Source organism: Megasphaera sp. NM10, from assembly GCF_000417505.1.
Taxonomy (GTDB): Bacteria; Bacillota; Negativicutes; order Veillonellales; family Megasphaeraceae; genus Megasphaera; species Megasphaera intestinihominis.
Genome location: NZ_APHY01000013.1, coordinates 1 through 12,961, shown reverse-complemented (window position 1 = coordinate 12,961; position 12,961 = coordinate 1). Strand labels below are relative to the sequence as shown.

Annotated in this window: 19 protein-coding genes; all 19 read left to right on the top strand. The window is 50.9% G+C overall.

Going from position 1 to position 12,961, the window contains the following annotated elements; all coding sequences use genetic code 11:
• Nucleotides 1–8 precede the first annotated feature (8 nt).
• Entirely contained in the window at nucleotides 9–455 is a 447-nt protein-coding gene (locus tag NM10_RS02980; RefSeq protein WP_020310126.1) for a phage replisome organizer N-terminal domain-containing protein, read from the top strand.
• 474 nt (nucleotides 456–929) lie between these two features.
• Nucleotides 930–1,679, top strand: a complete 750-nt coding sequence (locus tag NM10_RS02975; protein WP_239639573.1) for a hypothetical protein — start codon at nucleotides 930–932, stop codon at nucleotides 1,677–1,679.
• Nucleotides 1,680–1,807: 128 nt separating this feature from the next.
• Nucleotides 1,808–1,981, top strand: coding sequence for a hypothetical protein (locus NM10_RS13975; RefSeq protein WP_192813537.1), 174 nt, complete (start codon nucleotides 1,808–1,810; stop codon nucleotides 1,979–1,981).
• Between the two features lie 185 nt (nucleotides 1,982–2,166).
• Nucleotides 2,167–2,466: a hypothetical protein gene (locus NM10_RS02970; protein ID WP_020310124.1), complete on the top strand. Its 300-nt coding sequence runs from the start codon at nucleotides 2,167–2,169 to the stop codon at nucleotides 2,464–2,466.
• Nucleotides 2,467–2,480: 14 nt separating this feature from the next.
• Entirely contained in the window at nucleotides 2,481–2,615 is a 135-nt protein-coding gene (locus NM10_RS14910; RefSeq protein WP_256378948.1) for a hypothetical protein, read from the top strand.
• A 15-nt stretch (nucleotides 2,616–2,630) separates the two neighbouring features.
• The gene (locus tag NM10_RS02965; protein WP_020310123.1) at nucleotides 2,631–3,830 is read left to right on the top strand and encodes an ArdC family protein; all 1,200 of its coding nucleotides are present in this window, start codon (nucleotides 2,631–2,633) and stop codon (nucleotides 3,828–3,830) included.
• Between the two features lie 17 nt (nucleotides 3,831–3,847).
• Complete coding sequence (locus tag NM10_RS02960; protein ID WP_020310122.1) at nucleotides 3,848–4,279, top strand: hypothetical protein; 432 nt, start codon at nucleotides 3,848–3,850, stop codon at nucleotides 4,277–4,279.
• A 15-nt stretch (nucleotides 4,280–4,294) separates the two neighbouring features.
• The gene (locus NM10_RS02955) at nucleotides 4,295–5,248 is read left to right on the top strand and encodes a hypothetical protein (protein ID WP_020310121.1); all 954 of its coding nucleotides are present in this window, start codon (nucleotides 4,295–4,297) and stop codon (nucleotides 5,246–5,248) included.
• Nucleotides 5,249–5,266: 18 nt separating this feature from the next.
• Nucleotides 5,267–6,118, top strand: coding sequence for a phage NrS-1 polymerase family protein (locus NM10_RS02950; RefSeq protein ID WP_239639572.1), 852 nt, complete (start codon nucleotides 5,267–5,269; stop codon nucleotides 6,116–6,118).
• Nucleotides 6,119–6,244: 126 nt separating this feature from the next.
• Nucleotides 6,245–6,451, top strand: a complete 207-nt coding sequence (locus tag NM10_RS02945; protein ID WP_020310119.1) for a hypothetical protein — start codon at nucleotides 6,245–6,247, stop codon at nucleotides 6,449–6,451.
• 8 nt (nucleotides 6,452–6,459) lie between these two features.
• Nucleotides 6,460–9,246: a hypothetical protein gene (locus tag NM10_RS02940; RefSeq protein ID WP_020310118.1), complete on the top strand. Its 2,787-nt coding sequence runs from the start codon at nucleotides 6,460–6,462 to the stop codon at nucleotides 9,244–9,246.
• Nucleotides 9,247–9,443: 197 nt separating this feature from the next.
• Nucleotides 9,444–10,142 (top strand): lytic transglycosylase domain-containing protein, encoded by a 699-nt coding sequence (locus NM10_RS02935; protein ID WP_239639571.1) that lies wholly within the window; start codon nucleotides 9,444–9,446, stop codon nucleotides 10,140–10,142.
• 21 nt (nucleotides 10,143–10,163) lie between these two features.
• Nucleotides 10,164–10,577, top strand: a complete 414-nt coding sequence (locus NM10_RS02930; RefSeq protein WP_020310116.1) for a hypothetical protein — start codon at nucleotides 10,164–10,166, stop codon at nucleotides 10,575–10,577.
• A 99-nt stretch (nucleotides 10,578–10,676) separates the two neighbouring features.
• A complete protein-coding gene (locus tag NM10_RS02925) occupies nucleotides 10,677–11,051 on the top strand; it encodes a hypothetical protein (RefSeq protein WP_020723706.1) in 375 nt (124 codons plus the stop codon).
• Between the two features lie 76 nt (nucleotides 11,052–11,127).
• Nucleotides 11,128–11,544 carry a hypothetical protein gene (locus tag NM10_RS02920; RefSeq protein ID WP_020310114.1) on the top strand — a complete coding sequence of 139 codons (417 nt, stop codon included), beginning with the start codon at nucleotides 11,128–11,130 and terminating at the stop codon, nucleotides 11,542–11,544.
• Between the two features lie 45 nt (nucleotides 11,545–11,589).
• Complete coding sequence (locus NM10_RS02915; protein ID WP_239639570.1) at nucleotides 11,590–11,901, top strand: hypothetical protein; 312 nt, start codon at nucleotides 11,590–11,592, stop codon at nucleotides 11,899–11,901.
• Nucleotides 11,888–12,400 carry a metal-dependent hydrolase gene (locus NM10_RS02910; RefSeq protein ID WP_020310112.1) on the top strand — a complete coding sequence of 171 codons (513 nt, stop codon included), beginning with the start codon at nucleotides 11,888–11,890 and terminating at the stop codon, nucleotides 12,398–12,400. Before NM10_RS02915 ends, NM10_RS02910 begins: the two co-directional genes overlap by 14 nt.
• Before the next feature lie 6 nt (nucleotides 12,401–12,406).
• Nucleotides 12,407–12,640, top strand: a complete 234-nt coding sequence (locus tag NM10_RS13185; RefSeq protein WP_020310111.1) for a helix-turn-helix domain-containing protein — start codon at nucleotides 12,407–12,409, stop codon at nucleotides 12,638–12,640.
• Between the two features lie 110 nt (nucleotides 12,641–12,750).
• Nucleotides 12,751–12,961: IS66 family insertion sequence element accessory protein TnpA (gene tnpA, locus NM10_RS15230; RefSeq protein WP_442852353.1), on the top strand; the 211-nt coding region annotated here is incomplete at its 3' end.

Genomic DNA, 12,961 nt, shown 5'->3' with positions numbered 1-12,961 from the left:
AGGTATTTATGAGTAAGAACAAGCGTTGGTATTTCATTAAGCTGCCAGAGGATTTCCTGGAAAGCGATCCCATCGAATGGCTGCTGACTCAGGACGAAGGTGGTAATTACTTTTCCATGTATATCCTACTGTGCAAAATCGCACTGAATACAGAAGGAAGGCTGGTTCGGCTGTTGGGAGATGTAGAAGTCCCTTATACGCCGGAAGACCTTTCCCACAAGGTAAGGATGTCCAGTTCAACCGTTAAAGTTGGCGTTGATACATTGCTGAAAGCAGGGCTGCTGTCCTGGATTGAGCCGCAAATCCTGTACATCACTCACTTTGAAATGCTCGTAGGCAGTGAAACGGACAGTGCCAGGCGGATGCGAAAACAACGCCATAATGCTTCCAGCCGGGCTAGCATGAGAAAGCTGCGTGCCCAACAGCGGAAATCATTACCGCCAGGACAGAAATAATTTCATTCATTGATATGAAATAAAATTCGCTAAAAGCGGCTTATTTTGATTAAAAATACAGAAAAGTCAACATTTGTGAATAGGAAATCAACAGCCTGTCAACATGCAATCAACATGCAATCAACATACCTGTCAACATCGGCACGATAAAATATTTCAAAAACAGCGGGAAGTGGCAATGTTAAGCCATTTATAGGGGCGTCACATTGTGCGCCAGATGTGACACCGATGTGCGCCAAATGTGCAAAAATGTGACAACAGCCTGTCAACAGGTCATGCCTAGTGAAATCAACAGGGGTGTCAACATCGGTACGATAAAGTGTTTCAAAAACAGGAAATTATAGCAATACTAAGCCATTTATAAGGGCGTCACATTGTGCGCCAAATGTGACGCGACTGTGCGCACAATGTGACGCTAGAGATTAAGAGATTAGAGTATATACACAGTATGTATGTGTAGGGAAGGAGCCAGTCATGCAATCAAAAGGAAGAACAGTGAAGGAAGACCAGAAAAAGGAAAAGACGATTTATCCATTCTGTATCCACGACAACTGCCGGGAAGCCGAATCCATTTTAGTAGCTCCCTTGGCAAAGCTTCGGAGAATCGAAAAGGATGTGGAACGGGAAGCTGCCAAACTCCGTTACCTGGACCGCCGGGTTGTGGAAGAAACAGAGAAAGGGAACCGTTACGGGGCTACGAGAGCGGCCGCGCAATGGTGGAACCGCCTGGAAAAGCTCGATGCTTACTTGAAGGAACACCACATCGAACGGGAACCAGCCCGCAGGAATCAGCCTTTGATCCAGGAAGACGGCAGAAAGGAAGACCTGTCTGTGGAAATCGGCTTCGATGACGATGATACGGATGACCAGGAAATGCTGCTGGCGTCGGGCCTCACGAAGAACGAGAAGCAGTACATCCTCGATGAAAGCCGGGAACTCCGCTATATCGATGCCCAAATCAAGGACGACATGAGCGCCGGCAACCAGGATGATGTGGACTTCTGGCAGCAGCAGTACCGGGGCCGTCTGGAATCGCTGCGCTGGTACATGGACAAGAAAGGAATCACCTATTCCCTGGATAAGAAGAAAGACATGACCGAAGAAAAGGCCATCACCCATGAGAACCACGAAAAGAAATGCACCCTGTGCCAGAAACGCCACGTGACCGTCATGCGGAGCAAAGGCCAGGACAGAAGCAGGGAGCGCCAGCGGGAAATGCCCTGAAATCGTCACAGAATCGTTTGTAAAACGTTTTCTTCCTGCGAATGATTCATTTATCGCAGATAAAACAAAAAGCCGTGTAAACGGCTTGTGAGTAGGCAAAACAGGTATAACAGAATCGAGGTGAGTCCATGCAGCCACGTTCCCATGAAGATTATTTTTCACATTGGCTTCAGAAAGGGATGGAGCCAATCTTAGAAAAGGCTTTTTATGAAGAAGTGCTGCCCAAGGTATTCCAAAATCACTGCACGCAGGAAGAACTCAAAAAAATCCATATTGAAGCCGAACGAAAAAAAACAAAATGAACGATATTTCCCTGTGCAGTTCTGTTTTTGGATTATGAGCCAACTTGATTTCATTGATTATTGGGGAGCCGTTATGCGTGAGCAAAATCCGCTTTGGCGGTATCGCATAATGAGGCGATTGTTCCATAAGCCCGATGATTACTACAAAGATTACATTTTGTGATTTGAGGAAAGGAGGGATTGTGATGGCACAGCCATCTTTGGCAGCGCTGTACAAGCGCTTCATGAAGGGGCAGGACATCACTGGGATGGAAGCACAGCGCGAGGCAGATATACGTTTCCTGCGCATGACCATGCCGGGGATGCAATATTCACCGTTGAAGCTGGCCCAGGTATTGCAGAAGTACAGTCCGAACCGGGTCATCAGCCACTATGGCAAGAAGCTGGTCCGGGAAGTCAGTCATCAGCCGGAATACCAGAAACGTCGGGAGGAGATGATAAACAGGCTCTATCCGTATAATATCGAGAACCGTTTCAAGTTGTAGGAAGGAGAATCCATATGGAAAAAGCAGATAAGCGTTTTGAAGAAAAGTACGGCGGCATGGATCCGCGCGATGCTGACCTGCTCACAGATGAAGAAAAGCAGGAACTGGAAAATGAATCGGAAGAAGACAATGCCAAGCGCACGAAATAGGAAGGAGCTGATCATATGCCATTACCACCGAAAATCCAAGAAGAACGGGAAGCCCTGGCAAAGCGTGTCGTAGAGGACATCCGTTTGGGCAAGCCCTTTTTCTGGGACAGCGGCCATTATGGCCATCCTCACCGCAACCTTGTAGCCGACCTGCAGGGCAAGGATATGAAGTACCACGGCATCAACAACATGATGCTCACTGTCGCTGCCGACCAATTTGATTTCAAGGACACCCGCTGGGCTACCTTCAACCAGGTGAAGTCTTTGCAGAAAGCAGGGCTTCCCTTTGAAAAGCAGCCTCATATCAAGAAGGGGGCCAAGGGTATCCCAATCGAATACTGGCAGTACACGAAGACCCTCATGGAAAAAGACCCGAAGACGGGGAAGCTGGTGCCGAAGATAGAACCCGACCCGGAAACAGGCCGGATGAGACCCGCTGTAAGACGGCTGAATCCGCCGCTGGTCCGGCGCTACATCGTCTTCAACGGCGACCAGATTGCCAACATCCCGCCGGAAAGGCCTCATGACATCACCATTGATGAAAAGGACCGGAACGCGGCCATGGAAGCCATGATTGCCAACAGTGAAGCCAAGGTCCGGTTCGACCAGACAGACCAGAATTTCTACCGAGTCAATGAAGACTGTGTACATGTCATGCCAAGGGAAGAATTCAAGTCCCTAGGGGCCTTTTATGGGACCGTAGCCCATGAAATCGCCCACTCTACGGGAGCTGAAAGCCGGATGAACCGGGAAGGCATCACCAATTCTGATGGGTTCGGCGGCCCGATTTATGCCAAGGAGGAACTGCGGGCTGAAATGACGTCCATGTTCCTGGGGCAGGAATATGGCGTAGCCCCAGGCAAGGAACACTATGAGAATCATGTGGCCTATCTGCAGAGCTGGGCTGAGGTCATCGAAAAGGATCCGGACGAGCTTTTCCGGGCGGCTGCTGAAGCACAGAAGATAACGGACTACATCAAGGAACACATGATCGAGCGTGACATGCAGAAGGTGCAGACGAAGAACGATGAGCACGTTGCCGAAATGGCTGCAAGGACTGTAGAACCGGCGCCTCAGCCAGAGCCGGAAAAGGCGAAGAAACGGGATTTCAAGCCCATCCACCGGTCCATCACCATCCCGGACAAGCCGAAACGGAAACGCCGCGTCGCTGTCCGGCGCACGACGACGGACAAGACAAAGGGCATGAGCCGATAAGAAAGGAGCTGATTTGAATGAATGAAATCGACATGAAATTAAGGAAACGGTTCAGTGACTTCCTGAACGATATTGATTCGATGAACCTGAACTGCATCATCTGTGCCAGGCCAAAGCAGGGGCCGGAGCGATTCTTAATGGCAGCCAATGTGGCGCCGGAAGAAGCCATGTGCACATTAGGGAACGCTATGCCACTGCTGTTCCATCCGGAATGGCCGGGCCTGCCGTGGGATACGCACAGCCTGGAACTGATGAAGGCTATGGCCAAGGGCCTGATGGAACAGGTGGACTTGCTGGTATCGGAAATGATGATTTGTTTCTCCCTGGCAGGAGACGCCAGTCGGGGCGGATACCTCGTCCATGCCGGCGGCATGGTGGAAGCCCTGGACTGCATCAATGCGATAACCGTACAGATGACCAGCGTTTTGAAAGCACAGATTAGTCAGTAATTGGAGGAGAATATTATGAGCCAGGATATGTATGAAGAAATCTCTCAGGAAGAACTCGATGCCTGGGAAGCCCAGTTCTATCAGGAATCAACACAGGAAATGGCAAAGACGGAAAAGGTCGTGCCGGAAAAGGACTTGAAGCCAGTCAAGGAAGCCGCCAAGAACATGACGACACAGATGAAAGGTTACCGGCAGATGGAACAGGACTGCGGCCACTCCCAGCCGGAAGTCTGGAAGGAACATGCCAAGAAGCAGAAAACCATCAACCAGAACCTGTCGGACTGCCGGGAAGCCTATGAACAGGAAAAGCCGCAGGCTGTCAAGCAGACGGCTATCCAAAAGGCGCGGGATTCCTTTGATGAAGCTGGCAAGGCCTTCAAGGAACAGATCCAGAAGCTGAACCAGATGTATGCAAAGGAGCTGGAAGCGCAGCGCGAAGCGAACCGCCGGATGCAGGCCCAGATGGTCCAGATGCAGGAAACCATCAAGGAACTGCGGGAAGCCTCACGGACGACGCTGACACCGGAACAGCTCATGGTCACGGCAGAAGCCTTCCGTATCTTCCAGGAAACGGTCAAACAGAACCAGAAGCACCCTCTCAAGGAAATCCGTGATACTGTATCCCACACGGTACAGGACACGTACCATGCGATTTCCGAAGCGCCGCGCCGGGTCCGGAACGCCATCAAAGCTAAGGCCTATCATGCCGTTGAAAGCGTCCTGTCGAGGACGACAGCCCGGCTGAACGAAGCGAGCCGCCAAATCGAACAGAGCCGCCAGCGGGCCGAAGCCCAGGAAAAGCAGGCCATCGCCCGGTCCAAGGCGACACCGGCTAAATGGCGCCGCCAGGAAACCGAAAAGACGGTTGAAAAGGCAGAAGAAAAGACCATCGAAAAGGCACCGGCCAAACGCCGTGTCACCGTCCGCAGACCACAGGAAAACGCGAAGTCACGCGGCATGGAACGCTAGCGTAAAGGAGGCAGTACGATGATACCAAGAGCATTGAGGGAATGTGCACAGTGGGTCGTCTGGAAGACATTCATCAAACGTCAGGGCAAAAAGGTGAAGAAAGTGAAGATGCCCTACGACCCGAAGACAGGGAAACCGGCCCAGGTCAACAATCCCCTTACGTGGGGGACGTATTCGGAAGCCTGCCGGGCTGCCTATCGCTATGACGGGCTGGGCTTTGTCTTTACAGCCGATGACCCCTTTGTGGGCATCGACATCGACCACTGCATCGATGAAGGCGGCCATATCCAGAAAGATGCACAGGAACTGGTGGACCGGTTCGATTCATACTGTGAAAAGAGCCCGTCCGGGACGGGACTGCACATCATCATTGCCGGACGCTTCAAAAACGGGCAGCGGGGCATCCGCAAGGATGCCATCGAGGTCTATGCACAGGACCGATACTTCACTGTGACCGGCAACGCCATCCTCGATGCGCCGATACGGAACGGTCAGGCTGCGCTGGATGAACTGGTATCCCGTATTGCCCCTGCCGTAAAGGAAGAGAAGAAGCCGGCCGCCCGGAAGAAGGCAGAACCAGCGGTATTGAAAGGCAGTGATGAAAAGCTGCTGGAAGCCCTGTTCAAGCAGAAGAACGGCCGTATCCTGCAGGCCCTGTACAACGGCGAAGACGCCTGGACAGGCGACCGGAGCCGGGATGACCTCTATTTCTGCTGGAACGTCAATTTCCGCAATGGCAACGACCTGGACCAGACTGACCGTATCTTCCGGGCATCGGGCCGGATGCGCGATAAATGGGATGAAGTCCATTGGAGCGACGGTACGACATACGGCCAGCGGACACTGGCCCGCAGCTATAACAAGAGGTGAACGTTTTGGATTTGTTTTTCCTGATTATGACGACGCTGTTCCTGATCCTGGTCATCCTGCTGCTGGCAGCAGGATGCCAGGGCCAGGATCCGCTCAGACACTGAAACTGGAAAGGAGAAATGACTTATGGGTTATGAAGAAGTACAGAAATTACATGAAAAGGAACTGCTGGCTATGGGCATCAGCCAGGATGAAGCCAAGGAAATCATGACAGCCGAAGAAGAATACGGCGTCAGCTTCCGGGATACGTGGGAACTGGAACTGGACAATCCGTCAGCTATCCGGCAGATGCTCGATGATGACAAGAACAGTGGTTTTGATTATGAAGGGTAGCGAGGACCATGAAGAAAAGGAAGTACAAGCAGCGCAATTATGCGTACTATAAAGACCGTATCCAGGAATACTGCATGGGCAACCTGCCCCAGGACAGCAAGGCCCCGGCAGGTTCCCGCTATTACGGACGGCGCTTCTTTTCGCCGGACCAGTGCCGGTTCGGCAGCATGAAGGGCCGTGGGAAGCTCTCCATCTTCGATTCGGAGAACCCGGCGTCCGGCACGAACTACAACATGTTCAAGGACTGGGAAACAGGCAAGTCCGGCGACATCTACATGCTGGTCATGTGGAACGAAGGCATCCAGACACGCTATGAAGCCTATGACCGTATCGAAGACCTGATGGGGAAGGCCCCGGAGAAGGAACAGAGCCGTACCAAGGCCGTCCGCTACCGGAACAAGACGGCCCGTCAGGCCCGGAAGGAAGGCGGCTTCAAGCGGACGAAGGAATTCTTCGATAATGAAGAAGCGACCTGCCTGAGCCGGCGCCGTACCATTGAGAACCAGCTGATAAGCAACCTGCATGAGACAGGGGCCTTCTTCAAAAGCATGGATAAGATTCCCTGCCAGATAAAGATTGACCAGGATGGCAAGTCTGTGCAGAAAGAGATGACCTGTGCCAATTACCTCAAGGCCATGATCCTCGATGAGCCGGACCCACGGTACATGTGCAAGACAGATATTGACAAGGCAGGCTGGAAACTCCGGGAAGGGGCCAAGCCGGAAACCTTTGAATACCTGGTCAATAAGGACAAGAAGTACCATCTGGTCACGTGGAGGCTGTATAACGCCAAGGACATTGAAGGCATCCCACCCTATGAAAAAGGACAGAATCTGTCACCGGAAGAAATCACGGACCGGATAAAGACAATGCTCAAAGACAATGGCGTCGAAATGAAGGATGAAGCCTTGTTCAAGGACCCGCTGGAAGGCATCAAGGCCCTGCGCAAGCTGGCCGGGGAGAACACCTGGCATGAAGCCCGGCTGCCGGCCCAGCGGGCGCTGGAACGGGAATATGCCATGACCAAGCTGCTCCAGCACGCCGGGGCGACGAAGCCGTACAAGATAAAGGATGGCGCCCTGATCACGGAATATCTCGAACACGATGCCACGACGAAGATACTGTACAAGAGTGCCTATCGAGGCGATACGGCGTCCCAGAAAATCAATGGGGCCTTTGAAAAAGCCGAATTGAAACGGGTCGCCCAGCAGGCCCGTGAACTGGAAGCCATGATGAAAGACCCTTTGCAGCAGCTGGAAGTCACGATGAACCAGGACTACCAGATGAAGGATACGCTCATCCCTAAAGGGGCACAGCTCAAGGGCGATGACGCTTATAAAGTCCTGTTCCATATCGTACAGGAAGACCGGCATCTCTTCGAGGACATCGACAATCCCGACTACCGGAAAAGCGTCTCCTTCAAGATACAGTTCAAGGACTGGCAGCAGGACATTTCCCTGGAACAGGGCCTGCTCCAGACGGGAAACAAGGGGACGCTCACAGAAAGCCTGAAATATGCAGCCCTCCGTCCGCTGCGGGAACAGGCTTTCGATGAGGTACGACGGGAGGAAGCCATTGTGGAACGGATGAAGCTGAAACTGTTCAATGGCAGCGATGAATTCAAGGAAGCCTGGGAAGCCAGCCCGGAAACGCTGAAAGCTGCCGAAGCCCGGCTTATGGTACAGGAATACCAGAAAGCAGACTTGAAACTATCACAGGCCATGGAACCACTGCTGCAGAGCGAAAGCCGCTATCTGTCATCACACCCGGCGTACAAAAAAATCGAAGACCGGGTCGACACGTATCTCTACCGGATACCAGCCAATGAAAATATCACGGATGAAATCGACGTGCGCCGGAAATACAGCGAAATGGCCCTCGATGTGAAGACACCGGAATTCTATGGACGAAAGGAAGACGGCCTGGTCATCGAGCTGAAACATTCCCTTGTTCCCGACTATGACGGCCATTTCATGGCGCCTGGCATGGAAGAAGAACCATTGCCGGTGAAACCCTTCATCAAGGAAATCGAGCAGCACCATGTACAGGAATTCGAGGATAAGTTCGCTGTATCCCTGGAAACAGACGCAGGGAAGGAATCCTACAAGGGCGATGAAGCCCGCCAGTTCGTCTATGCCCTGATGCAGGACGACCGGGACATGTTCACGCATGAACAGAGCGGCATGAAGCCAGTGGAATACTCCGGCTGGCGCAAGCTCACCGTATCTTATGATGAGGTCCCTGTCCTCAGCCGGGAATACTATGACGGCCAGATGAAGATCGGCAATGCCCGGTTCGCGAAAGACCTCATCAACAGTGAAAAAGATGGCCTGGACGACCGTGGGCGAGCTGCCTTGAATGATTTGAACAAAGGCTTACGGGTCCTTGAAAAATATACGGATAATCAGGTGCAGCTGGAATCGGCTGTCGAATTCGAGCGGCCGAAGCCGGAAGAAATCGAGGCTGTCATCCAGCGCGGCTTCGAGCCGGAGAACATGGAAGAACATCGGCCCAAGATTGGCCGGAAGGTGGCCCAGGTCATGCCGTGGTATGAAGCTAAGGCCATCGTCAATTACTGCCATACAGACAAGGAAAAGGCGGACTACATGGTGGCCGAACTGGCAAAGAAATACAAAGCTGATACGATTGAACGCTGGATTGGGAATTACCTGCCGAAGTATAAGAAATACGTCAAGGAAAGCCTGGAACGGCCGGACATCAAGAAAACTATCGAAAACCAGCCGAAACGAACCCGGGTACAGGAAAAATCCCAAAGCACAGAGCGGCGGGCCTAAAAAAGCCTTAATAAAATGCAGAAAAACGAGGCCTTCCGCCTTGTTAGTTTAGCATAGTGCCGGCCGCGGGCAAGGGTAAACGGTGCTGCGCCTGCGGCTGGCCCTTGCCCGCAACCGGCACTATGCTTTTTATACGCAGCGGAAAGCGCAGGGGGGAACAGGAAAGGCCCCATATTCATGTAAAGGAAGATGATACTTTGTTGAAACGAGGAATATTGCTGATGCTGGCCATGGCCGTGACGACCGTACAGGCGGCTTCGCCTGATGAAATGGTCTATGAACAGGTCAGCCAGTATGTCAGTGAACCGGAAGCCGGCATCATTGCCCAGGACATCTGTGATGCCTCCTATGAATACGATGTCGACCCCATCCTGGCGGCGGCTGTCTTTACGGCAGAAAGCCATTTCGACAACTCAGCTGTATCCGGTGCCGGAGCTATCGGCATTGCCCAGCTCATGCCGGACACGGCAGCCAGTCTTGGTGTCAATCCGTACAACGAGGAGGATAATATCTATGGCGGCGTCGCCTATCTGGGACAGATGCTGTCGCGCTACCGGAACTGGGATGATCCCTATATCTACGCGGAAGCCGCATACAACGCAGGCCCTGGGGCAGTCGATGAAGCCGGCGGTATCCCGAACTATGCGGAAACCATCAACTACGTCGACACCGTCGAAGGGATACGCCAGGACATCTGGGATAAGTTCGGCGACGGCAGCTATGCCGGTTATGACGCTGATGATGGTGTGTATGACACCGGAAGCGAAGATGCTGAAGTTCCTCAGAATGTGAACGCACAGGCAACGCCTGCCAAAGCCAAAAAGCAGCCGAAGCAGGCCGAAGTGCCGGATACAATCCGTGTCTGGCCGCCAATAACAGCCAACAAGGCTAAGTAATAAAGAAAGGAGAATTGGAGGATGGCAATGCTGAAAACATGGGAAAAATATGTGAAAACAGGAAAATGCAGCCTATTTGAAGAATGGGCCGCATATACGGGTGTTACGGAGAAAGACTTCCTCGATGGCCTGGACTGGCTCTTTAAGGATTCTCGGGACGATAAGTTTGCATCGGGAAAGCCTACCAGAGAGCTCGTGTGTACTTTGGATGGTAGGTTACACCATTACCGTAGGCTTTATTACGATGATGGCAGTTTTAAAGATTTTGTTCCATTTGAAGGCACAGGCCTAAAGCGCACGGGTCTTCCTCAGAGAGTAGTGCGTATGAACGTGGATGACCCGCTGGACGCTTGTACAGAGACTCAACGAGCCACTATCCGGGAAGAAGCTAAAGCCAGAAAAAAGGCTGCTCAAATTTGGGAACTGAAAAAATGATTAAAAGACACTAATAGGGTCTAATAGGACTTATTAAGACTTATTCGTTCCTATTAAGAACTATTAGACCCTATAGATTTCTATGAGAAGAGGTATGCAATGATGAAAGCTCCTTGGAAGATTTTACTCAATGTGTGCACAGATAACCGCACTTTCTATATCGGGAACCGCTATATCTACGCCTATGATGTAAAGCAGCACCATCGGATGAAGTATAAGCTGGACGATAACTGGAAAGTGGCCCTGACGGCTTTAGGACAGAGTGAAGCCATGGTCAAAGATCAAGCCCAGGTCATGTCCACCGTTTTGAAGTTCTTTCACTGTGTAGACAAGAACGGCAGTTTTGATCCCCGTGATTATTTCACAGACGATGACCTAGAAGATGCCAGGAATATCATCGACGATTATACTAAGGTCCACGTCAAGGCATTAGAAGCGTCTACAAGATATAGAGAAAATCATAAGCACTATTAAGCATTATTAAGACCTATTAGACACTATTAGGAACTATTAAGCCCGCATATGTGTAATGATACAGGGGGAATAATCTATGAAATATGACATTGTTTATGCATGTGGTCACGCAGGGGTTATTCAAGTATACGGCAAAAGCGCAGACCGGGACCGGAAAATCAAGTGGATGGAAACGAATTGCCTGTGTCCGAACTGTCAAGCCAATGAAAACAAAAAGAGAACCGAAATAGCCATCAAGGAAACGGCAGGTCTGAACCTGCCGACGCTCACCGGCAGTCAGAAACAGATTGATTGGGCTGTAGTCATCCGCGCCAAACGGATTGAAGAAGCAAAAATCTTCCTGGCTACGAATCTTCCGCCGGAAGTACGGGAAAAGGCTCGAAAGTTCTATGCCTGGTATACAGGACAGACTCAGGCTGCCTGGTGGATCGACCATCGGGACGAACACCCAAAGGCGACCTGCCGACTGGAACGGAAGTCCTGGGATAAGTAAAAGATAAGCAAAACAAAGAAGAAAGGGTAGATATAGATGAACACGATGAAGATTTATAAATGTTACCAGGTATACGGATATAAGGAAGCCTTTTTCTGGCAGCCTTTGAAGACGCATCCGTATAACTGGGATGAAATCACGGTACAGCTTCCGGAAGGGGCTGAACTAGTCAAGACAGAATTCGGCAGCCATGCCGTTAAATTGGCCAATGGACATCTCTGCACGCATCTCTTCACGGACTGGCAGAAAGACTGTGTCGTTCCGTATCTGGTCGATACGGACCCAACCAATCCGAAAAAAGTACATCGGATTTTACTGGACATCGTACAAGAAGGGGATACCGATGAAATGGATTAATCATAAGATTGTTACGGGCCTTACAGTCATGGTCATCACCGGGAACCCGGTCTATGGTATCGTAGCCGCTGCGGCGGCTACCTTGCCCGACCTGATGGAAACGCCGCCGTGGAAGTTCAATAAGGACTATGAATATAAGCGGCAGCATCGGCAATGGAGCCATTGGTTCGTCCCCTGGCTGGTCGTCCTGATCCTGGCCGGGGCTGTCATGTATGGTCGGCCCATATCCTGGAACCTTCATTATCTGACATCGACGCTGTTATACAATCCGGTCAAAGCCCAGCTGCTTCCCAATATCGCCGTCATCATCGCCTTGATTGCAGCCGGCGGGCTATTCCATATCGTCGAAGACGGGTTATGTGGGACCGTACCGAACTACAAGATGAGAGGGAAGCGATGGGGAAAACGATTTTTCCGAGTCAATTCCGCAAAAGAGCATACCGGCGTCTGCCTTTATAGTATGGCCATGATGATTCTATATGTCGTGATATGGAGATGATTTAGGATGACTAATGACCAACGATATGGCTTCAATTTTTCTAATAATCTAAAGTTGCTGCGCGAAACATATTGTTTATCAACTACTGAGTTAGCCCATGCATTAGGGTTTAAGTATAACAGTACAATCAGTGAGTTTGAAAGAGGGAAAAATACGCCTTCCTTTGCGACTCTGATTAACCTGGCTAATTTCTTTGGTGTTACGATTGATTGTAAGCGGAAAATAAATCGGTGGATTTAATCTCCTGGCTGTTTGTGAGACAATAGGCTCATCAAACAGGATGAATTAGACCAATTAGAGTTTCTCCCATTTTGTCTAAAAACTCTAATTTATCCTATTCAGTAAGGAGGATGTTTTTGGATACTCAAAAAATTACACACGAAATAAGAATGAAACACTGGATGCAGATCATCGCGCAGCGCCAGCAGAGTGGCTTAACGGTGAAGGAATTCTGTGCGCAGCAGGATATCCCTATCAAGCAGTATTACTACTGGCAACATAAACTCCGTATTCGTTTCGCACCGGCACAGGCGCCGGAAACTAAAAAGGAAGAAGTCCCCA

What these genes read in the sequence shown, in the direction of transcription:
- NM10_RS14910 (WP_256378948.1), top strand. Translation starts at nt 2,481, where the DNA reads ATGGAAAAAGCAGATAAGCGTTTTGAAGAAAAGTACGGCGGCATGGAT.
- NM10_RS02925 (WP_020723706.1), top strand. Translation starts at nt 10,677, where the DNA reads ATGATGAAAGCTCCTTGGAAGATTTTACTCAATGTGTGCACAGATAAC.
- NM10_RS13185 (WP_020310111.1), top strand. Translation starts at nt 12,407, where the DNA reads ATGACTAATGACCAACGATATGGCTTCAATTTTTCTAATAATCTAAAG.
- NM10_RS02930 (WP_020310116.1), top strand. Translation starts at nt 10,164, where the DNA reads ATGGCAATGCTGAAAACATGGGAAAAATATGTGAAAACAGGAAAATGC.
- NM10_RS02965 (WP_020310123.1), top strand. Translation starts at nt 2,631, where the DNA reads ATGCCATTACCACCGAAAATCCAAGAAGAACGGGAAGCCCTGGCAAAG.
- NM10_RS02910 (WP_020310112.1), top strand. Translation starts at nt 11,888, where the DNA reads ATGAAATGGATTAATCATAAGATTGTTACGGGCCTTACAGTCATGGTC.
- NM10_RS02975 (WP_239639573.1), top strand. Translation starts at nt 930, where the DNA reads ATGCAATCAAAAGGAAGAACAGTGAAGGAAGACCAGAAAAAGGAAAAG.
- NM10_RS02970 (WP_020310124.1), top strand. Translation starts at nt 2,167, where the DNA reads ATGGCACAGCCATCTTTGGCAGCGCTGTACAAGCGCTTCATGAAGGGG.
- NM10_RS02960 (WP_020310122.1), top strand. Translation starts at nt 3,848, where the DNA reads ATGAATGAAATCGACATGAAATTAAGGAAACGGTTCAGTGACTTCCTG.
- NM10_RS02915 (WP_239639570.1), top strand. Translation starts at nt 11,590, where the DNA reads ATGAAGATTTATAAATGTTACCAGGTATACGGATATAAGGAAGCCTTT.
- NM10_RS13975 (WP_192813537.1), top strand. Translation starts at nt 1,808, where the DNA reads ATGCAGCCACGTTCCCATGAAGATTATTTTTCACATTGGCTTCAGAAA.
- NM10_RS02945 (WP_020310119.1), top strand. Translation starts at nt 6,245, where the DNA reads ATGGGTTATGAAGAAGTACAGAAATTACATGAAAAGGAACTGCTGGCT.
- NM10_RS02920 (WP_020310114.1), top strand. Translation starts at nt 11,128, where the DNA reads ATGAAATATGACATTGTTTATGCATGTGGTCACGCAGGGGTTATTCAA.
- NM10_RS02955 (WP_020310121.1), top strand. Translation starts at nt 4,295, where the DNA reads ATGAGCCAGGATATGTATGAAGAAATCTCTCAGGAAGAACTCGATGCC.
- NM10_RS02950 (WP_239639572.1), top strand. Translation starts at nt 5,267, where the DNA reads ATGATACCAAGAGCATTGAGGGAATGTGCACAGTGGGTCGTCTGGAAG.
- NM10_RS02940 (WP_020310118.1), top strand. Translation starts at nt 6,460, where the DNA reads ATGAAGAAAAGGAAGTACAAGCAGCGCAATTATGCGTACTATAAAGAC.
- NM10_RS02980 (WP_020310126.1), top strand. Translation starts at nt 9, where the DNA reads ATGAGTAAGAACAAGCGTTGGTATTTCATTAAGCTGCCAGAGGATTTC.